A 20,646-nucleotide genomic window follows, 5' to 3' on the forward strand; every position below is an offset into this window, starting at 1 on the left:
CCCTTGGTTCGGAGACGAGATCATGCCGCGTCGCGATCCGGCCGGCGCACGAGCAACCCGTTACGGGCCATCGCGGCGAGAATAGCATCGACATGCCGCTTCCAGGTATAGCGATTCAGGACCTCGGCGCGGGCCGCCTTCGCCACTCCGGCGGCCGCCGGCATGTCGTCCACGACCCGCCGCAATGTGTCCTTGAAGGCCTGCGCATTGCCCGGCTCGTAAAGGAATCCGCAAGGTGCTCCCGCCCCCGGCGGCAACGCCCCCAGCCGCGTGGCACCGCGTCCGGCGATGACATCCTCGATCTGGCCGAGCGCCGATGCGACGATCGGCTTCTCCATCGCCATATACTCGAACAATTTGGTCGGCGATCCAAAAAATCCGGAGCCGTCCGCGTTCGGCACGTGAGGCGAGAGCAGCAGGTCCGCGCAGGCCAGATATCTGGGGGCTTCCGATTGCGCCACCAGGCCCGTCAGCGTGACAAAGCGCGTGATCTCGGGTGGTCCGACCAGCCGACGCACCTCGGGCATCTTCAGACCGTCGCCCACCAGCATGAAATGCAACTTGCTCCGCTCGAGCCAGGCGGCGTCGTTGCGCGCGAGGTCACTGATGCATTCGGCGAGAAACTCGATGCCATGCCACTGCCCGAATGTTCCGATGAACCCGGCGACCAGCGCATCTTTCGGGATGCCATGCTGCCGCTTCAGATCGGCGAGATCGTCCGTCGAGAATCTCGTGGAATCAAAAGCGGCCGGATCGACACAGTTGGGATAGACGAGAATCCGGCTATCGGGAATTCCTCTCCGCTTCAGCTCATCCCCCAACTCGTCCGAAACGGTGACGATCAAATCCGCAGCCTCCAGCGCGACTGCTTCTGCTTTCTCTGCGGCCCCGTGCAGGCGGAGCCGCGTTCCCCAATTCGCGGACGCCCAGGCCTCGGATCCGTTGAATTCGACGACGACCGGCACGTTCAAGCGGCGCCCCAGATGAGGCCCGGTAAAATCGTGCAGAGAAAATCGTTGATAGATGAACGACCATGGATTGGAGCTGTGCAGCGGAACGATTCTTTTCTCGATCGCCTCCGCATACGGATAGAAATTCAGCTCTGCCGGCATCGCAAGCAGCCCATCGGGCTGCAACTTCAGCCAGCGCGCGCCTGCGCGATCCGTGGGCAGCGACTTGAGACTTGCGTAGTCCACCTCGAAGGCGTTGTCGAGAAATCCCCCGATGACGCCCGCCGTGTGACCGACCGAGCCGCCGACGGCCGCGCCAAGCGAGATGTTGGCATCGAGATAGAGAATGCGCGCGCCGCCGCTGGGTGGGACCCGACGGGGCATCGGCAACCGTCTCATCGCCTCTCCCTCGCGCAAACGGCGGACAAGAGCACGGCGGGACGATAGGGTATCGACGCCGAGCTGCAGCAAGTTCTGCAGCCCGCCAAGCCGCCCGAGAGCCTCGACCCGCAAATCGGGCCAGACAACCGCAAGTGAGCCGACCCGGGTCAATGCAGCCGCGATCGAGAGCGGTGCAATCAGCGCCGTGGAAACCTCGCTTTCCAGCGCGATGACCAGCTTATCGGCACGGAGACTGCGCAACTGCCGAAGCGCCGCGACGGGCGACAATTTGCGCAGGTTCGCCGCGTCATAGTAGCTGTCCACCGGTCCGCAGACCTCCGTGATTCGATCGGCAAACGATCTCGTCACGGGATGGAAGCTCATGACGATCAGCTTGGGTCTTGTGGAAAGGTCAGGACTCATTAGTTTCGCGGACGGGTTGGACATCTGGGTCAGGCTATACTAGCAATAGAGCGTCAAGACCAGCGCCCAGGAGCCTCCCGCAAGGTTCGCGCGCCGCAGGCCCAAGCCATTCAGTTCCCGTCATTTTACCGGGACTCCGAAGACCCCGCCCCCCCGCTAAAGCCCCGCGAATACGGTCCACGTGCTTACCGTCCCCCTTGGTCGCCGAGACGCACTGTCTCGCGCCATCGCTGGTACTGGCGAAACGACACATCAAGCCATCGTGCGAACAGCCGGACGCCAGGCAATTGAGCTGCCCCGCCATTGCCTGGATATCGTGACGCACGTCGATGCCAGTGCACCAGGCCGTGCTGTTCGGCAGATCCTGACCGTGATCCCGACGGAGCCCGGTAACTTTGCGCGGCTGTTGACGAGGTCTTCAGCAAACCACCTCAACCGCCGCACGCGTTGAACTTCCCTAGCTGTCAGGATACGTTGCTCTGGGGTTGTTGAAGTGAGATCGGGAGTAATGGCCGAGTCCGTCAATTCAGTGCATCGCGGGCTTGCCGGCCTGTTCGATCGAGACCAAAAGCGTCCGCTACTGCTCGGGCTTCTGATCTGTCTTCATATCGTAATCTGCGCCGCCTCACTTCGCATATCATTTCCGTTCTATCGATCGGAATATGTGATGTACGACCCGGCGGGACTTACAAACGCGATAGCGGCGACAGCGATCTTCTGCCTCATTGCTCCGCTCTTCGTTTTTACCCGCTTCAGCTTCGGTTATCTCTGCGGATTCTACCTGTTCACCATGGTGGCCGGCTTTCTCTGGCTGAACTCGTTCTCGAAGCTTCAGTACGACCATGTCGCCGCAGGTATCTCCGCGGGCTTGTCTTGCCTGACCTTCCTGCTGCCTGCCCTTCTCATCACCCCCCGGATCGGCCGCCCTTTCGAGATCTCGGAGCGAAGCTTCGAACGCATCCTCTACGTCATCGTCGCGTTCTGTCTCGCAACGTCGATAGCAGCGGCCACATACGGCTTCCGCGTCGTCGCGATCAACGACATCTACCAATATCGCGCCGAGCTGCAGTTTCCGACTGCGCTGAACTACGCCATCGCATCGACCATGACCGTACTGATCCCGTTCGCCTATGCGTGCTTCGCCCTGCGGCATCGATACTGGATGGCAGCGGCGATGCTCGCCATCGCGATCTCATTTTATCCGAGCACGTTCACCAAGATCGCGCTGTTCACGCCGGCTTGGCTGCTTTGCATGACGCTGCTTTCGATATTCCTCGGACGGATCGCAACGATCCTGTCCCTGTTTCTGCCGGTTCTCGCCGGCGTGCTTCTCATCATCACAATCGGCGAGCCGATGAGGCGCTATTTCGGCATCGTCAATGCCAGAATGCTGAGCGTTCCGTCGGTAGCAATGGATGTCTACAACGAGTACTTCGCCCAGCACGACCTGACCCATTTTTGTCAGATCTGGCTCCTGAAGCCCTTCGTTAGCTGTGCACTGAAACAGCAAATCTCCGTCGAGATGAACAGCACCTACCCGCTGGGTTTCCTCAATGCTTCCTTGTTCGCCACGGAGGGCATCGCATCCGTCGGCCTTTGGGCAGCTCCCCTGGTGACATTCGCCTGCGGGCTGGTCATTGGTTTCGGCAACCGGCTATCGGCAGGCCTGTCGGAACGCTTCATCCTCATATCCGCGGCCATCGTGCCACAGGTCATCACAAACGTCCCATTCTCGACGCTGATACTGACCCACGGCCTCTGGCTTCTGTTCCTGCTCTGGTACTTGACCCCGCGAACGCTGTTCGGCGGTCCTGCCGAACCTTGAGGCCCGGTCGCGCCCAAGCTCGATTCGCCATGGCGAAATCGTTGAAGCGGGACGAACCTTCGTAGCAGTCTAGGCCCGCCGGCTGGCCGGCTCGAACCTGCCGGCTCTTGCCAGGGTGAGAAGAATCTCAACCATGACGCCAAACAGCAAGACAAGAAAAATCTTCACCGGAAAAAGATATAGTTCGGTGTAATGAAAAAGAGCCGCCTGCCCGAGAAAAGTGGCAACAAACACGGCACTCACGCTGAATACCGCATCGTAGGAAGACCAGCCTGCAGAGTAGCGCACAAGTGAAAGCCGCGCCCAGGCGAAAACGCCAGAAACGACGATGAGAAGGTAGATCATATTGTAGGTGGTGAGCGCCTTCATCACCTTCTTCAGATAGATCGTGATCACTTCGATCGGATGGTGAAGGACAATCTCGAAATACTTCCGCTTCAGTATCGAATAATATTCAGCCGACAGATACAGCGTGCCGGGGCTGACCTCCTTGACGGCCCGGACACCGTCGTCATCGTTCCACACGATTCCGAACGGGTTCTCGACGACACCCAGACCGATATACAGATTGTGCCACGCCCCGTGCTGCTCCATCCGGGTGGACGGCGCGATATCGAAGACGGCATCGCGAGCGCGAAGGATGGAGTACGGCGTCAAGATCGTCAGAACGGTTGTGACGACAACGACGAGATGGGCCAGCCCCACATGCCGCATCTTCATGAGCGAACAAAAATAACTGACGCCAAGGGCGAGAAGAGCGGCCACAACCCCCATAAGCCCGATCGCCTCGCGGAAAACCATTCCGACAGCCAGACCAAGCAGACCGGCGAACATCCATAGCCACCAGCTGGTGCGCGATGGGCCGGTGGATGGAATTCCGAGAATCGCCAACGGCAGCAATGCCACCAGACAGGCGACACCCAGGTGGCCTGGATGTGGCCCAAGCGAATGATGCTTGTTGGCGATCACGGCCCCGACGGTCAGGACGAGAAACGACAGAAACGGCAACCGCAGACGAAAAAGCAGACCCGCCAGACTTACAAGTCCGACATAGTTCAGGATCGTATTCACTCTCGAGACGTCGTTTTCGGTTACGACCGTACCGCTGAGGGCAGCATAGAGATCCAGAACCAGAGGCGGTCCCGGATCATCCCCCGCCGAGAGGTCCGCGATAGGCAAGAGACGTTCCCCCTGACAAATGGCCAGGATGGCCTTCGTTGTTCGCGCACAATCGGCGCTTTTCACCCATATGGCGGCAGAGGACCAGGAATGCTCGAGCTTGCCAGCCTTGTTCAGGGAAAGAAGGAAGGCCGGAACGAAAAACAGCATCAGAGCCGCCAGGAGCAGCGTGACCGGGATCGGCCGGCGGTCCAGTCGTGCAATGAGCTCGCGCAACGGTTCAGCCCCCTTTCAAGATACACTATTGATGACTGGCGCCGCACTGCGGCTCGCGGCTGCTTTGACGATAGACGTAGGCGATCGCGCCTCCGGCGCTGCCTTCCGCAATATACTGATTATCGATTCTCGGCCCGGGCACGATCTCGCGCGGTGGTCGCGTTCGTACCCGCAGTGCAGGACGTTCGAAGACCTTGCATCGTGCAGGTGACGAGAGATACCCCCGATAGCGTTCGATGATCGGACCGACACTTTGCGCGAGCTCTGCCTGACGCACCCTACGATTGTCGCTCGCCGGATACCATGCATCGCGAAAGCTGAACAGGTAGCTGAGATTTGGTCCGGCCCGCTGCTGGATCTCTGCGCTCAGCAACTGCTCTGCCGTCTCGGGATTCACGTCCGTCCGGAACCAGTGCTCGAACAGCTCATTCTCGTAGTGGCTGGGATCGGCGCTCCTGGCCTCCGGCTCCATGTTCGGAATGAAGTTCATGGCAACCCGGTAGAAAGTCAGAACGACATCGTAGCGATTGTTCGTTCTGACCTGCAGCATCGGCGCAATACCCGCGTCATCCAATACCAGGCTCGCCCGGCTCGCCGTATCGGTGTCGACAGCCTGCAACGCCCGGACGATGGCGATGGACTCCATGTTGTAGGCCCGCCAGGTCGAGAACGCGGTCCGCTCCGCCCGCACGACGACGAGAACAATGAGAGCCGAACATATCCACAGCACCGGTGCAGGAAGCGACAGCCGCCTGGTGTAAGACGGCGCGATGACGGAAAGGGCAGCGACAACGCCGAACAGGAGTACCGGATAGCTGACCGTGCGCTCCCAATCCCGAGCGCTGAACATCACGCCGGTTACGATCTGCTGATTGCTCAACACCAGGGGGATGGCCAGACAACCCAAGGTCAGAAAAGCCAGCGGCTCCCTGCATCCTCGCAAGATCATCCAGAAGCCAAAGGCGGCGCTGAAGACGAGGCTGCCTATAACCGCAGGCGTTATGATCGGCAAACGCGTCGGGTAGGTAAGGCCGGCGAGCATGCCCGACGTTGTCTGACCGCCATTGTGATCCCAATAGACCGCACTGAGCGACACCAGTGCCGCTCCGAGCAAACCGGCTGCAATCGGGATGGCCGAGATCTGCCTGAAATATCCCTGCACTAGCAGGAATCCGGCGGCGATAGTCGCCACCGGCAGCGTCACGAACGTGTACCCGATCGGAAGCAGCGACAAGGTTATGACCGCGGCCACAAGAGCTGCCCGTTCTCGGAGTCCGGTGACGACGGCGAAACGCGCGAGAAGCCCGAGGCTCAGGAACATGAGCACAAAGCTGACCTGCGGCTCCGGCGTCCTGAGGATTGCGAGAAAGCTCGTCTCATAGGACGGGACAAGCCTGGGGTGCACCAACCCCACGATCTGGGAAAACCGCGAGATATTGAACTGGCCCGACGTCCAGAGAATCAGATTGCCCAGCGAAAACATGTCATTCGCAAAAACGAGCAGCAGTGCCGCCGGCACCCTCGCGGAGCGGCTCGACACGACCTGACTGACGGCGAAATAGGCGGCGCAGCTCGCCAGGAACGGAAACACAAAATCCGATGCAGCCAGCGTCGCGTCCAGCGAGGATCCGCAGATGCGATAAATGGCGCTGAGCGCAAAGCCGGACAGCGCGCGCGTCGACCTCAACGTTCCCAGCAACCAGCTCAGAACGTAGGTGTCCTCATCATAGGCACCGTGAAAGTACCGAAACTCGCCAATCTCGCTGGCGAATTGCAGGTGCGGCCAAAGCCCCAGGAGTCCGACGAAGGTCGCGACCAGGCCGGCTGCCAACAAGTCAGCTCGCGACAAAGCGCAAGGCAATGGACGGTTCTTTGTCACGTCGACTTCCAATTGAAGGCAAGAACGTCGGAGGCGAATGCGGACGATCGCTCAGTTCGCCCCTTCTGCAGTGATTGCCTCGTGCATGGGCCCTTTCACCGAACTTAGCACATTCGCATCCATAAATCGCAAGCCGTGGGGCGAAGAACCGGTCAGCTGCCGGCCGCGAGCGCCCGTTTCAGGTCCTCCTGCACCGCAAGCAAGCCCGAGACGTCCCACCCCGGTAACGCTGCGTCCGTCGCCCCCGTCACCTGAGACAGGAACGCTCCAAGCTCCAGTCGCAAAGTGCTGGCCATCACCGACATACGCGGATCAAGCGCGTGCGGCTGGCCGTTGATCGTCATCAGCCCATGGGCGCCGCTAAAGTCGACCGACGCGTGACCGGATTTGGTTCGGATCTCCAGCAGCCGTCGACGCGCTGTCGCTCTGGTGTCACAGCGAAATTCGTGGCGCCCTCCCTGGTCGTCGCGGAATTCGATATGTCCCCGACAGCCATCCGGACTTTCCTGCGCTGCGCCAATCCGAAGGCCGGCCTTCGGGGCAAAGACCCGGAAGATCGAAAGGGCATGAGGCATCAAGTCGTACAGCAACCCCGTCTCCTCGTGCCGGGCCTTCGTCGCGCCATGTCGCACTTCGTTTTCGACGTCTTCCCATATCAGCGTCATATCTGCGCCGTCGGCGCCGGCGAATTCCTCAGACAATTGATGAAAGGCCGGAAGGTAGGCGAATTCCGTGCCCACCGCGAGAATACGCTTCCTGTGCTGAGCTGCTGCCACCAGCGCCCGTCCGCTTTCCGGATCGACGCCGACCGGCTTTTCGACAAGAACGTGCAGACCATGTTCGAGCGCGTCAATCCCGTCGCGTATGTGATCGCGTGGCCGGCTCGATATGATCGCCGCTTGCGGTTGCCGATCGGCAAGCATGGCCTCGGCAACCGTCGCCACCACCGTCAGGCCTGCGAGCTCGGAGCGCGCGGCGGCCCATGTCCGCACTTCATCGGGCTGGCTGCGGGCAGCCAGAACGACACCTTCCGCAGAACCGCGCGCGGCGACGACGACCGAAAGCCAGGTCCGGCCCCAGCGACCGCCGCCAACGACCACAAGCGGAATGGGCAAGGCCGCCGCGCGCCAGAAGTCAGCCAGTTGCAGAGCAATCGTGGTCAGATGCGTCCCTCCCGCTTCAGGCCGGCGGTTTCACGCCGCTGAGGTAGTATTGGGCGCCGAACGGAAGATGCCCCAAAAACGAGTCGAGGCGGCTGAGGAATTGGCCGGCGGGCGGCACCGAAATGATCGTTTTCGTTTCGACCTTGGCAAAGCCGGCGTCCGCAAACATTCGCCGCAGCTTCCCGGGCCGCAACAACACCGCGTCCTTGTCGATGTCGCAGGTCTTCACAATGTACTGTGTCGCCGGGTTATAGGGATTGTGCTCGAATACGAGCACCAGCCCGCCGGCCTTTGTCACGCGAAATATCTCCGCGACGAACCCCGTCCATTGCGGCGGCGGCACATGATGCATGACGCATACGGTGAACACGATGGAGAATTGCCCGTCGCGATAAGGCAGTCGGGCTCCGTCAAACGTCGAATAGTGCACGAAAGGATGCCGCGCCGCTGCAAGCTCGACGCTCTGCGCCGATACGTCGATGCCGTGCAGTTCGCGGAACTTTCCTTCGAGGCCGGGATGATACGCGCCGAGCCCGCAGCCGAGGTCCAGAACATCCAGCTCTGTCAGATCAGGAAAATGCTCTCTGCCGAGCCGCAAGATGTGCTCGCGCTTGATGTCGATGTAGAACGAGTGCTCACGCCCGGCAAAGGCAAGCGCCGAATTGATCTTGTCCTCGTAGTCGCCGGCGACGTTGTCAAAATCCGTCGCGACCTGTGCCTGCGTCACCTGAGAGGTCTTCTGTTCGGTCATTCCGACTCTCCCGTTGCAACAGTCTGCTCGCGCCTGCCGCGGACGGCAAACACCCAGCCGCGCAGCAGGAAGAAATTCAGCACGGGTATGATCATGCAAACGCCAATTGCACCGGTCAGATAGGGCCAATGCAGCAGGTCGACGCTAAGCGCCATCACGCACCAGGAAACCAAAAGCCCGGCCAGGGACATAACCACGAAGCGAGCAACCTGGTCGAAGGAATGGCCATCGACCCGGAAGGTGAAGCAGCTCTGCATCAGGTACGAGATGGCGACCGAGATGACGTACGCGCACACCGACGAGAGGACCGGCGTCATCATGCGCGAAAGCACGAACGCGTTCGTAAGCACGAAATACGCGAGCGTGGTCGTCACGCCGGACACGCCAAAGCGCATGATCAGGCGCATGGAGGATGACGTCATCAGTGCGAATAAGCCGGACGTGGTGCCGGTGCCGTTCATCGGAGCAAATTCCGTTCGACGCTGTCGATCTGCTCGTCGAAATTGATCAGGTCGGAAATGATCGTCGGCGGCCGCAACCGGACCTGATCGTAAATTCGCCCGACATAGATACCCAGCACGCCGAGGAAAAGGCTGTTCAACCCAATCCCGAACAGGATGAGGATCTGCGTGGTCGTGAATCCCGGCGGAACGATCTGGTGAGAGAACAACCTGACGACGAGATAGAAAGTCGCGAGCAGGACAGCGGCCAGCGCGATCACCAAGCCCATATAGAACGATACCCGCAGAGGCAGGCTCGAGTGCGCGATGATGCCGTCCATGGCCAGACGCACCAGGCTTCCAAATCGAAACTTGCTCTCGTTGTGCAACCGCGCAGCGCGATCGAAGGGAATGCCGGTCTGGCGCCTGGCGAGCGAGGAAATGAGACCGCGCAGATACATATGCGGCTCGTGAATCGGACGGAGCCGCTCGATCACGGACCGGTCAATCAGGCGGAAATCGCCACCATCCGGAATGAGATGAGGCCCGCCAATCCGCCGCATGAAGCGGTAATAGGCCCGCCTCGCGCGCCGCAGGAGCAAAGTCTCTTTCCGGCTCCTGCGTACCCCGACCACGACGTCAAAGCCTTCGCGCCATTTTTGCAGAAAGGGACCGAACATCGACGGCGGGTCCTGAAGATCCGCGTCGATCTGGATCGCGGCCGCTCCGCGCGCCAGCCGATAGCCGGTCAGAACGGACTGCTGAAAACCGAAATTCCTTGCAAAGCGGGCGATCCGCACGCTCGGATCGTGGGCGGCAATGCTGGAGAGCTTCCCGAAGGTGGAGTCGGTGGAGTGATTGTCGGTGAACAGAATTTCGAACTGATAGTCCTTCAGCTCCGCCGTAACCCGCTTCAACTCCGAATATGTCCGATCGACGTTGTCTTCTTCATTGAACACGGGAACGATGATCGAAATGAGGGGCCTGCTCAAGGAGTCAGGTCCCCCATTTGCGGATTCGGCATTCACCCCTGACGTCGTCTCAGCCATCAAAGCCATTCCCGTCGCGCGCAGCACTAGGCCCGCTCAAACTCCTCTGGCGAAAATAGGTCGATGATCTGGCCGTCATATCCCTGCTTGCGCATGTACCCGTGAATTTCACCGGAGATGTGCCAGGCCAGATTGAGAAGCGGCACATCCCGGTTCGGGCGCTTGTCGAAGTCGTTGTCGGAAAGAATCGGGACGCGGGTGCCCGGGATGTAGTTTCCGATCTTCATCGAGCCTGGCTTCTCGTAGACCGCTTGCAGGGTGGCCTGATCGAGATCGAGCAGCTTCACCAGGATAGCCGCGCGGCCCGGAAAGGCCTTGCCGACGAGTGGACCATGGCGAGAAACGGCCGCTTCGATTTCGGCGCGCTTGCTCTTCTGCCACGCAGGTATCCGCTTCGCCATGTCGAGCAGGCGCTGCTCGAAGCCGCCTTCCGCGGCCCCCACCTTGGCGAGTTCGGGAGCAGCCTGCTCCTCACCGTCGCCTCGCCGCATCATGACGCGGATGTTGCCGCCATAGCGTGCCGGGAACTCCAGTGCCTCGATCCGAGCCTGAAGCGATTTGGCGATGTACCGGAAGGACGTCAAACCATAGGTGCGCGGATGCTCGTGATAGAAGGTATCGAATTGATATCGATCGAGCACGGAGCCGAGATAGTGGTTCTCGATGACCAGCAGCGTGCTCGGCCCCATTAGCGCGCCGACGGCCGAGAGAACGCTGCGCAGATCCTCGATATGCGCGAAAACATTGGTGAACGTGATGATGTCCGGCAGACCACCGCTTGCCGCAATCTTTTCAGCCAGCGAAGGCGCGAAGTAGTCCTGATAAACCGTGTGGCCGGCCTGTTTCGCGTCTGTGGCGGCGCCGGTCGGCTCGACGCCAACGGTTCTCGCGCCTCGTTCCCTGAAGATCGACAACAGGCTGCCGTCGTTGCACCCCACGTCGAGCACCAACAGACCTTTAAGTGAACCGACCTGCTTTTCGCATCGCTCCACCAGCTGACGCATTCCGTTCAGCACATCTGCGGTGTGCCGTGCTCTGTAGTGGTACGTACTCGGAAACAACGTCCGTTTCGGAACCTGATACGCCTGGTGAGCCGTCTTACAGGTCGGACAGAAGACGATATCTATCGGATATGTTTCAGGAATCGCCGGATTCCCGACCGGCACGAGATCGTCGCACAGCGGATGGCGTCCAAGATCCAGAACATCCTTGAGTTCGGACCCGCCGCACACCTCGCAACCTTTGATTGTACGCGCCATGGATAGTTCCAAATTGGGGGGAAGCAAGTCGCCTTATAAGTGAAGTCCGCGACATTGCAAACGTGCCATTTGATATCCACCGCCGCCCAGTGAAACCAGTGCTTCTCGCGACAGGACCGGTAGTCAAGTGCTGGCCACGCTTCTTCGTGTCCCTATCGTCGCCACGCATGTTAGGGCTATAAGAATCGGCAGCAGCAGCGTTGAGATTATGACGATATACCGTCCCGACATCGATGGGTTACGCGCGGTCGCCGTATTCCTGGTCCTTGGTTTTCATGCCTTTCCGGAAGTTGTCCCCGCCGGTTTTGTCGGAGTTGACATCTTCTTTGTCATTTCTGGATTCTTGATCACGGGCATCATTCTGGCAAATGACTTTTCATTTGCGGGCTTTTACGCGCGCAGGGCGCGTCGTCTGTTTCCGGCATTGCTGTTAGTAACCACGACCGCGCTGAGCTTCGGCTGGGTCTTTTTGACGCCCAGCCTTTTCGAAGCGCTGGGGAAACAAGTGGCCGCTGCAGCCTTATTCCTACCCAACTTGCTGTTCTGGACCGAAACGGGCTATTTCGATCTTGCCGCATCGACAAAGCCGCTCCTGCATCTCTGGTCGCTCGGGGTCGAAGAACAGTTCTATCTGGTCTGGCCGGTATTGATGCTGATCGGCGTGAGATTCCGTCTCCGAATGGAATGGATGCTTCTCGCCATTACTCTGCTGTCACTTCTGCACTGCTGGAGTCTCAGCCATTTCGGCCACACCTCTGCAGCTTTCTACTCGCCGCTTGCGCGGGCTTGGGAATTGTCGGCGGGCGGTTTGTTGGCGGTGATGAGAACGGGAAGCGCCAAGTCTGCCAACTCTACAATCTTTGTCATCGTTGGAGTGTCGATGATCGCGCTCGTCGCCTTCCTTGGCATCGGCCAGGCGGCTTGGCCGAACAAGTTCGCGTTGGCGATCGTTGCCGGGTCGATGCTTGCGATCCGTTACGGCGCAACATCGAGACTTGCGACGCGGACGCTGGGTAGCGGCTTGATGGTTTTCCTGGGCAGGATCAGCTACCCGCTCTATTTATGGCATTGGCCAATCCTGGTTTTCGCCTACATCAAGAATGGCACTACACTCGCGCCATGGCAGGCATCGGCGTGTTTGGTTGCGAGCATCTGTCTAGCAATCCTGACTTACCTGGCGGTCGAAGTGCCGCTCAAGAAGCATCTTCGACTTTCGCCTCTCGCGCGGGGCGCTGTCGCGTCGCTTGCCGTTGTCGGACTGGCCGGCTTTTCAATTGCATTTGCGCATGGAATCCCCAGCCGGCTACCCGACGCATTGCAAGCCGCTCTCGCCTACGAACGCTATGATTTCAAGACGGATGCCTACAATCCAGGGTGCTGGCTCGGAAATGAGGAGGATACTTCCAAGCTGCTGCCGGTATGCCTAAAGACAAATCGAAACGACGCGATCGTGATCTGGGGAGACTCGCATGCTGCGCGGCTTTCGCCTGGTCTTCGGGAGGTTTTCGGTTCGGAGCGCATTTCGCAGCTCACGAGAAATGGCTGCGCCCCCCTGCTCGGACTTGGCGAGCCCGCGTCGTCGGGATGTCGCGACGGCAATGCGGCGGTCTTCGAGCTAATTCGGAAACATCCTGCCCAGACTGTCATCTTATTTGGTGCCTGGCAGAATTATCCGAACGATTGGAAGACCGGCTCAGCGTATGCAGCCATGCTTGAGGACACGATCGCGAAGATAAGGGCAGCCGGCGTAGCCGAAATATTTGTCCTTGGGCCTGCTCCGAGATTCGATCCGAGCCTTCCCTCGCGCCTGCTGCAATCTTGGCTGCAGTACAGATCGGATATGTTGCCAGGCCGCTTGCAAATTGACCTCAGCAAGACACTTGCCATCGAGAACGGAATTGAACGCGTCGCCAGAGAGAATGGGACGCGGTACATTTCCCTGATCAAGCTGTTTTGCAACAATGAAGGTTGCCTCACCAAAATTCCAGGCTCAACCAGCGATCTGGTCACCTGGGACTACGGTCATCTGACAACGAATGGCGCAATCCTTGCTGCTCAAGCGATCCAGAAGATGGACACCGCACTATCGACGGCAAGGTGAATGGCGATCGCGTGACACAAGTCCCCCTGCTGCCGCGATTTTGTCGTTTCCCAGGGAGACCACGCCAAGACGTTCCGGTTCACGAACGCAGGACGCGAACGCCGGTCAACTAGAAAAAGAACCCCGAATGGTGCTCCCCATTCACGACTGCCTCGTGGAGAGCTCCAATAACACCGTCCCCGTTCAGGTCTTGATGGAAATTGCTCTCTAAAGCGGCCAACGAAGCGCTTGAGCCCAGCACCCCACCGATCAGGTTGCCGGCCTGACCGTCCGCGAATGGCAAACCACCCTGCTTCAGTTCAGGGCCAGCGCCGTCATTTCCAAGGTTGCCGAAATAGAACTTAGCGGAGGCCAGCTTGTTCGAGCCGAAAGCTTCGATCCCCGCCGTCGGTGCTGGCGACGCACCAATGACCCCGTCTCCGTTCAAGTCCTGATGAAAACTGCTCTCGAAGGACACCAACGAAGCGTTTGTCCCTGACACACCACCGATCAAGTTGGAAATGTAGTTGCCATTGCTGTCGGTGCTCCATACCGAGTAGTTATCGGCGCTGTCCACTTTCCACGCTACCTGATATCCGGAGCCGATCTGCTCGACGCCGATAGGACTCCAACCGCCCGCCTGGCCCGCCACAAATGGAGAACTGTTGTATTTCAGTTCTGGGCCCGCGCCGCTACTAATGTTGTCGAGATAGAAATTACTGCCGACCTGGACCAGCTTGGTCGAACCGAAAGATTCGATCACCGCTGTCAGTGCCGTCGACGCTCCAATTACTCCGTCTCCGTTCAAGTCCTGATGAAAACCGCTCTCGAATGACACCAACGAGGCGCTTGAGCCCGACACGCCGCCGATCAGGTTAGAAATGTAATTGCCATTGCTGTCGGTGCTCCACACCGAATAGTTGTCAACGCCGCCCACTTTCCAGGCGACCTGATAGCCGGAGCCGGTCTGCTCGACGCCGATCGGGGTCCATCCGCCCGCCTGGCCGTCCACGAATGGCGAACCGTTGTATGTCAACTCCGGGCCTACGCTGCCGCTGCCGACCTCGCCAAAATAGAAATTAGAACCCACCTTGACCAGCTCTGTTGATCCGAAGGACTCAATCACCGTTCTCGATGGTGAACCAATGATACCGTCCCCATTCAGGTCTTGGTGAAAAGCGCTTTCGAATGACGCCAACGAAGCACTTGAGCCGGAGACGCCACCGATCACGTTGGAGATGTAGTTGCCGTTGCTATCGGTGCTCCACACTGAATAGTTATCGACGCCAATCACCTTCCAGGCCACCTGATAGCCGGAGCCGATCTGCTCAACTCCGATCGGAGTCCAGCTACCAAACTGCCCGGCTACATAAGCCGTGCCCTGATATTTCAGCGTCGGCCCTGTGCCGGCGCCAACCGGGTTAAGATTGTAGAGGCCGCCCGACTGGACAAGCGCAGTCGTGCCCATTGCTTCTATCGTGACAGGGATCAACGACGAGCTGGCGACCGTGCCATCTGCAAACTGAAGGTATTCAATGCCCGTGTCGGTATCCACGCCATCGGGCGAGGCACCACGCAAATCCGTGACGGTGAACGTCTGCGTGCTCGCATTGAACGAAATAGAATAGTTCGCCCTATTGCCCGAATACACCGCCGTATCGGTACCGGCGCCACCAATAATGGTGTCGTTGCCGCCACCGCCAGTGATCGTATCGTTGCCGGAGCCGCCGTTCAGTGCGTTGGCGATGACGTTCCCGATGATCGTGTCGTTGCCGGCCCCGCCGGTGGCGTTGTCGATGTAGGATCGCGCGTCGTTGTTGTAGAGATAGGCGTTGTAGACATTGCCCGAAGCGGAATGGCCGTTGCCGAGATTGGCCAGTTGCACCGACGAGAACAGTGACGACGCGCCGGGATTGAGATTGATGCCCAGGTTCGTCGTGTAGTTTGACAGATCGTAGGTATCGACGCCGCCGCCGTCCCACACCGTCTCGTAGATACGGTTGGCCGAGCCTCCGACGCCACCGCCCGGCGCGAGCTGTCCGACGCCGTTGATGAACTCCTGCCCCGTCGCCGGGTTCCAGCTGTAGACCGTGCTGCCGCTCTGGGTCGTGTAGTTCGCGCCGTACATCGTTTGTAGCGCGAGGATATCGTTGGCCATGTAGGTCTGCGGATATCCATACGCCTCGTTGGTATACCCGCTCGTGGTCGAAGCACCGACATAGCTGCGATAGCTCATGACGGTATATTCGCTGTCGTCGTGGGCCGTGGGAACTGCGACGTTAGCGACGCCGCCAGTTTCCTGACTGTGCTTGAGGCCAAGTGCATGACCGAGTTCGTGCAGCGCGGTCGTGAAATAGTAGTTGCCGAGCTGGGCCAGCGAGTAGTTATACTGTGTTCCAAACCACACATCGCCGCCGGATGCATAGTTGCCGGGGTAATAGGCATAGGAGGTCGGATTGGCCGAGGGCGATTGCGCGATCATGACGTCGGCGCCGTTGGTGCCTGCGTACTGGATGCTGGCGTTGGTGTAGCCAAGGATCAACCCGATCGCGTAGTTGATCGCGGCCTGCATCTGGCTGGGCGCTGAAGCAAAGCCTGAGGTCGTCGGCTCGCTGTTGCCGCCCGTGTATGGATTCGCGTAGTCGCCAGGCGCGTCGGGAAAGCTGTAGGTGATGGTGCCCGACCATTTGTAGCCTGACAGCATACCGTCGATATCGCTGTTATTGGACTTGCTGATCGTGACTGCGTTGGCCATTGGACTCTCCAGAGCAGCTAGGCACGCTCGACGTAAGGCGCAGAATGCTCATTCTAGCTTCAGAGGTATACGTTCGGTTTAATTTTAGCGGTCGCGGCGCCACCTCGGTCATAATACCTGCCATGTATCGGATTCCGTAATTATACGGACCATGGGTGGAAGCCAGATCTCGGTTTCGGCGTAGGGAAGTCATGAGAATATACCTGTTCGCGGCTGGCCTTTGTGGGGCTCTGACAGCGATGGCCGAGCTGCATCCGCCGCTCTTCGGAAGAAGAGTGCCTGTCACGGTCGGAAAAGCCGGCGCTGATGGGAGCAGCAAGGCTGGTTCAATGCGTCGGTGAAGGTGCAAACGCCGGGGTCCGGCCGACCGGTCTTGCGTCCGATATCGAGCGCGCCATCCTCGCCTCATCGTCCTGCTCAAATCGTATCTCGCGGTCTGCGTCGGGCGCGCGCCTGAATCACGCGATCTCCTCGCAGGCGCGCATCTCCGAGATTCTGGAGCTGCCGCGCTAGACGGTCCGTCACCTGACTTTCAAGCCTACCTCCGCCAGGAATTGATCCGTTGATTTATATCGCTTTACGATATATTTTCGCCGCCGTCCGGCCTGAGCGGCCGGCTCCGTCATCATTACAATTGCGTTATTCTCCGATCGGACCAAGATGCCACGCTCCATCCCCGCCAATTCCCTGCCGCGCCTCGGCGACTTCACGACAGACCGGCGTGTTCTGATGCTGGTCGCCATGGCCGTCTTCGTCGGCGCCGGCGGCGCGGCGACGGCGTGGCTGTTGCTGCATGCCATCGCGCTCGTCACCAATGCGGTATGGCTGCATACGCTGAGCGCGCAGACGCTCTCGCTGTCGGGCTTGAAGCCCGGCGTCTGGATGGTGGCGGCCCCGGCCCTCGGCGGCCTCGTCATCGGCTTGATGGCGCGCTTTGGCTCAGAGAGGATTCGCGGCCACGGCATTCCCGAGGCGATCGAGGCCATCCTCATCGGCGGCAGCCGTCTCCAGCCGAAGGTCGCCGTCCTCAAACCGCTGTCGTCGGCGATCTCGATCGGTACCGGCGGCCCGTTCGGCGCCGAGGGCCCGATCATCATGACCGGCGGCGCCGTCGGCTCTCTCTTCGCGCAATGCTTCCACCTCACCGCCGCCGAGCGCAAGGCGCTGCTGGTCGCCGGTGCGACCGCGGGTATGACGGCGATCTTCGGAACCCCGGTCGCCGCCGTCCTGCTTGCCGTCGAACTTCTCCTGTTCGAGCTGAAGCCGCGCAGCCTGATTCCCGTGATCGCCGCCTGCGTGGTCTCGTCGGCACTGCGACCGTGGCTGATCGGCAGCGGCGCGCTGTTCCCGTTCGCCGGCCAGCTCGATTTGCCGTGGTGGGGACCGCTTGCCTGCGTCGGCATTGGCATCGCGGCAGGCTTGCAATCGGGATTGCTGACCACCCTCCTGTACAAGGCCGAGGACATCTTCGGCCATCTCCCAATTCACTGGATGTGGTGGCCGGCGATCGGCGGATTGCTCGTCGGTGCCGGCGGCCTGATCGAGCCACGCGCGCTCGGTGTCGGTTACGATATCATCGGCGACCTGCTCAACGACAACATTGCGGTATCGGCCACGGTCCTGATCCTGCTCGTGAAGTCTGCGATCTGGATCGTTGCCCTGGCATCGGGCACCTCCGGCGGCGTCCTCGCGCCGCTTCTCATTTTCGGCGGCTGCGCCGGCTGGCTCGAAGGACAGCTGCTGCCGGGCCCGCATGGTGCGTGGGCACTCATCGGCATGGCCGCAATGATGGGCGGCACCATGCGCTCGCCGCTGACCGCGATCCTGTTCGCCGTCGAGCTGACCGGGGAATTTGCGATGATGGGACCGCTTCTGATTGCCACGACCGCTGCTTATGCGCTCACCGTGTTACTGCTCAAGCGCTCGATCCTCACCGAAAAGATCGCGCGGCGCGGCCAGCACGTCGTGCGCGAATACGGCATCGACCCCTTCGACCTGCTTCGCGTGAGCGAAGTGATGGTGAAGGATGTCGATACCCTGCCCGCAACCATGACCGTCGGCGAAGCGGTATCGTTTTTCTCCCACGGGGAACGACGTCACAAGTCCTATCCGCTGATCGACGCCGGCGGAGGGGTCTCCGGTCTCGTCGGCCGCTCGGACGTGCTGCGGTGGCGCGCGGAAAGCGCCGATGGTCGCGCCACCCTGTTCGACTGCGCATCAGACCGCTCGCTCACGCTCGGCTATCCGGACGAGCCCGTCTCGCATGTTGCCGATCGGATGGTTCTGGCCGACGTCGGGCGGGTGCCGATCGTCGAGCGCGCGACCGGGCATCTCGTCGGCTTGGTTGCCCGCAAGGACCTCCTGCGCATTCGCGCCACCGCGAGATCGGTCGAGACACGGCGGTCCGCTTTCTTCGGCCCCGTCCGCCGTGAGCCGTCACGTCACGCGACCGTCCTCGACGACGCGCCGACAACCTGATCGAGCTGGTCGAGCGAGAATTTGCGCAGGTCTCTGCCCTCGCGCAGCGCCTTGTACCAGTCGACGGTGAGCCGCAACCCCTGCGTCAGATCGAGCCGCGGCGTCCAGCCGACCTCACTCCGTGCCTTGGCGCAGTCGAGCCTGAGATAGGCGGCCTCGTGCGGATGCGGGCCCGCGTCGGCGGTCCAGCGCGCACCCTCGCCCCACTGCGCGATCAGATGTTCGACCACGGCTCCCACAGGCACCTCGCTTGCGGCGTCAGGGCCGAAATTCCAGCCGCCGATGAAACGCCCGTCGGCCGCCAGCCGCTCGACCAGCGTCAGATAGCCCAGCACCGGATCGAGCGCGTGCTGCCAGGGCCGCACCGAGTTGGGATTGCGAATCCGCAACGGCTCGCCCGCAAGGAACGCCTGCATCGCGTCCGGAACGAGACGGTCGCGCGCCCAGTCGCCACCGCCGAAGACATTGCCGGCCCGCGCGGTCGCGACGCGCGCCGCACCCGGAGCCTTGAAGAAGCTGTGGCGATAGGAGTGCGTCACCAGCTCGGCGCAGGCCTTGCTGTTGCTGTAGGGATCGTCGCCGCCGAGCCGATCGACCTCACGGAAGGCGACGCCCGCCCCGTTGTTCTCGTAGCACTTGTCGCTGGTGACATTCAGGATAACCCGCACCGAACGCAGCTGCCGTGCCGCCTCCAGCACGTGCACCGTGCCCATCACATTGGTCGCAAAGGTCTCGACCGGCTCCTCGTAAGACGGGCGCACCAGCGCTTGCGCCGCCATGTGAATGACGATGTCGGGCTCGGCCTCAGTCATTGCGGCGCGCAAGGCGGAGAGATCGCGAATGTCGGCGATGCGCTGCCTGATCTCGTCGGCGATGCGCGCCGTCACGAACAACGAGGATGGATGCGTCGGCTCGAGCGCGTAGCCGTAGACGCTGGCGCCGAGGCGGCGCAGCAACAGCGAGGCCCATGCCCCCTTGAAACCGGTGTGCCCGGTCAGAAAAACCTTCTTGCCGCGCCAGAATGCGGGATCCGTCACCAGACTCTCCATTTGGCGCGGTGGTTCGCCCATTCGCCCTCGAGGAAGTTGCGATCACGCAGCGAATCCATCGGGTGCCAGAAGCCGGGATGCACATAGGCGCGGAGATCGTCCCCACTCACGAGCTGCTCCATCGGCTCGCGCTCCCAGATCGTCTTGTCGCCTGCGATGAGCTCGCCGACCGACGGCGACAGCAGGAAGAAGCCGCCATTGATCCAGCCGCCGTCGTCGTTCGGCTTCTCCTCGAAATTGACGACCCGATCACCCTCGATCGCAACCGCGCCGAAGCGTTTTGCAGGTCGCACCACCGAGACGGTGGCGCGCCGCCCATGCGCCTTGTGGAAAGCGATCTCGGCGGCGAGGTCGATGTCGGCAACGCCGTCGCCATAGGTCAACGCAAAGAAGGGCTCGTTCGCGACGTAAGGAAGCACCCGCTTCAGCCGCCCGCCGGTCTGGGTGTCCTCGCCGGTGTCGACCAGCGTGACGCGCCAGGGCTCGGCGGTTTCGCGATGCACCTCCATCCGGTTTTCGGCCATATGAAATGTCACGTCGGACATGTGCAGGAAGTAGTTCGCGAAGTACTCCTTGATCATGTAGCCCCGGTAACCAAGACAGATCACGAAGTCATTGAAGCCATAATGACTGTAGATCTTCATGATGTGCCAGAGGATCGGACGGCCGCCGATCTCGACCATCGGCTTCGGACGGGTGCTGGTTTCCTCGGCGATACGGGTGCCGAGACCTCCGGCAAGAATTACGACCTTCATTGATCTCTCCAGTC

At 60.6% G+C, this 20,646-nt stretch carries 14 protein-coding genes; 3 read left to right on the forward strand and 11 right to left on the reverse strand.

Annotated elements, in window-relative coordinates; genetic code table 11:
• Positions 1–20: 20 nt before the first annotated feature.
• Positions 21–1,715 carry a glycosyltransferase gene (locus IVB46_RS20160; protein ID WP_247309732.1) on the reverse strand — a complete coding sequence of 565 codons (1,695 nt, stop codon included), beginning with the start codon at positions 1,713–1,715 and terminating at the stop codon, positions 21–23.
• 547 nt (positions 1,716–2,262) lie between these two features.
• Between IVB46_RS20160 and IVB46_RS20165 the strand changes: the two genes are divergently transcribed.
• Positions 2,263–3,579 (forward strand): hypothetical protein, encoded by a 1,317-nt coding sequence (locus IVB46_RS20165; RefSeq protein ID WP_247309730.1) that lies wholly within the window; start codon positions 2,263–2,265, stop codon positions 3,577–3,579.
• A 69-nt stretch (positions 3,580–3,648) separates the two neighbouring features.
• On the opposite strand, the gene IVB46_RS20170 is transcribed toward IVB46_RS20165, so the two are convergent.
• The 7 genes from IVB46_RS20170 to IVB46_RS20200 form a co-directional block, all read right to left on the reverse strand.
• Positions 3,649–4,974, reverse strand: a complete 1,326-nt coding sequence (locus IVB46_RS20170) for a hypothetical protein (protein ID WP_247309728.1) — start codon at positions 4,972–4,974, stop codon at positions 3,649–3,651.
• 25 nt (positions 4,975–4,999) lie between these two features.
• On the reverse strand, positions 5,000–6,853 hold the full coding sequence (locus IVB46_RS20175; RefSeq protein ID WP_247309726.1) for a hypothetical protein: 1,854 nt from the start codon (positions 6,851–6,853) through the stop codon (positions 5,000–5,002).
• Between the two features lie 152 nt (positions 6,854–7,005).
• Entirely contained in the window at positions 7,006–7,968 is a 963-nt protein-coding gene (locus IVB46_RS20180; protein ID WP_157789145.1) for a Gfo/Idh/MocA family oxidoreductase, read from the reverse strand.
• 64 nt (positions 7,969–8,032) lie between these two features.
• Complete coding sequence (locus IVB46_RS20185) at positions 8,033–8,767, reverse strand: class I SAM-dependent methyltransferase (protein ID WP_049812946.1); 735 nt, start codon at positions 8,765–8,767, stop codon at positions 8,033–8,035.
• Positions 8,764–9,228: a GtrA family protein gene (locus tag IVB46_RS20190; protein WP_038957506.1), complete on the reverse strand. Its 465-nt coding sequence runs from the start codon at positions 9,226–9,228 to the stop codon at positions 8,764–8,766. The genes IVB46_RS20185 and IVB46_RS20190 overlap by 4 nt, the downstream gene beginning before the upstream one ends.
• Positions 9,225–10,199, reverse strand: a complete 975-nt coding sequence (locus IVB46_RS20195; RefSeq protein WP_208087795.1) for a glycosyltransferase family 2 protein — start codon at positions 10,197–10,199, stop codon at positions 9,225–9,227. Before IVB46_RS20195 ends, IVB46_RS20190 begins: the two co-directional genes overlap by 4 nt.
• An 83-nt stretch (positions 10,200–10,282) precedes the next feature.
• Entirely contained in the window at positions 10,283–11,515 is a 1,233-nt protein-coding gene (locus IVB46_RS20200; RefSeq protein WP_208087796.1) for a class I SAM-dependent methyltransferase, read from the reverse strand.
• Between the two features lie 127 nt (positions 11,516–11,642).
• Between IVB46_RS20200 and IVB46_RS20205 the strand changes: the two genes are divergently transcribed.
• The gene (locus IVB46_RS20205) at positions 11,643–13,616 is read left to right on the forward strand and encodes an acyltransferase family protein (RefSeq protein WP_157789144.1); all 1,974 of its coding nucleotides are present in this window, start codon (positions 11,643–11,645) and stop codon (positions 13,614–13,616) included.
• 109 nt (positions 13,617–13,725) lie between these two features.
• Here the strand turns inward: IVB46_RS20205 and IVB46_RS20210 are convergent, their stop codons facing one another.
• Positions 13,726–16,350 (reverse strand): M10 family metallopeptidase C-terminal domain-containing protein, encoded by a 2,625-nt coding sequence (locus IVB46_RS20210; protein WP_247309722.1) that lies wholly within the window; start codon positions 16,348–16,350, stop codon positions 13,726–13,728.
• A 660-nt stretch (positions 16,351–17,010) separates the two neighbouring features.
• On the opposite strand from IVB46_RS20210, the gene IVB46_RS20215 reads away from it, so the two are divergent.
• Positions 17,011–18,828 (forward strand): chloride channel protein, encoded by a 1,818-nt coding sequence (locus IVB46_RS20215; protein WP_247309720.1) that lies wholly within the window; start codon positions 17,011–17,013, stop codon positions 18,826–18,828.
• Here the strand turns inward: IVB46_RS20215 and rfbG are convergent.
• On the reverse strand, positions 18,792–19,865 hold the full coding sequence (rfbG, locus tag IVB46_RS20220) for a CDP-glucose 4,6-dehydratase (RefSeq protein ID WP_080584045.1): 1,074 nt from the start codon (positions 19,863–19,865) through the stop codon (positions 18,792–18,794). The two genes, IVB46_RS20215 and rfbG, sit on opposite strands and share 37 nt — an antisense overlap.
• Positions 19,862–20,632 (reverse strand): glucose-1-phosphate cytidylyltransferase, encoded by a 771-nt coding sequence (gene rfbF, locus IVB46_RS20225; protein WP_038957498.1) that lies wholly within the window; start codon positions 20,630–20,632, stop codon positions 19,862–19,864. The genes rfbG and rfbF overlap by 4 nt, the downstream gene beginning before the upstream one ends.
• Positions 20,633–20,646 lie beyond the last annotated feature (14 nt).

The sequence above is a fragment of the Bradyrhizobium sp. 61 genome (assembly GCF_023073075.1).
Lineage (GTDB): Bacteria > Pseudomonadota > Alphaproteobacteria > Rhizobiales > Xanthobacteraceae > Bradyrhizobium > Bradyrhizobium barranii.

Excerpts from the sequence above, each read along its gene's own strand:
- IVB46_RS20165 (WP_247309730.1), top strand. The coding sequence starts at position 2,263 with ATGGCCGAGTCCGTCAATTCAGTGCATCGCGGGCTTGCCGGCCTGTTC.
- IVB46_RS20190 (WP_038957506.1), bottom strand. The coding sequence starts at position 9,228 with ATGAACGGCACCGGCACCACGTCCGGCTTATTCGCACTGATGACGTCA.
- IVB46_RS20215 (WP_247309720.1), top strand. The coding sequence starts at position 17,011 with ATGCCACGCTCCATCCCCGCCAATTCCCTGCCGCGCCTCGGCGACTTC.
- IVB46_RS20185 (WP_049812946.1), bottom strand. The coding sequence starts at position 8,767 with ATGACCGAACAGAAGACCTCTCAGGTGACGCAGGCACAGGTCGCGACG.
- rfbF (WP_038957498.1), bottom strand. The coding sequence starts at position 20,632 with ATGAAGGTCGTAATTCTTGCCGGAGGTCTCGGCACCCGTATCGCCGAG.
- IVB46_RS20200 (WP_208087796.1), bottom strand. The coding sequence starts at position 11,515 with ATGGCGCGTACAATCAAAGGTTGCGAGGTGTGCGGCGGGTCCGAACTC.
- IVB46_RS20210 (WP_247309722.1), bottom strand. The coding sequence starts at position 16,350 with ATGGCCAACGCAGTCACGATCAGCAAGTCCAATAACAGCGATATCGAC.
- IVB46_RS20160 (WP_247309732.1), bottom strand. The coding sequence starts at position 1,715 with ATGAGCTTCCATCCCGTGACGAGATCGTTTGCCGATCGAATCACGGAG.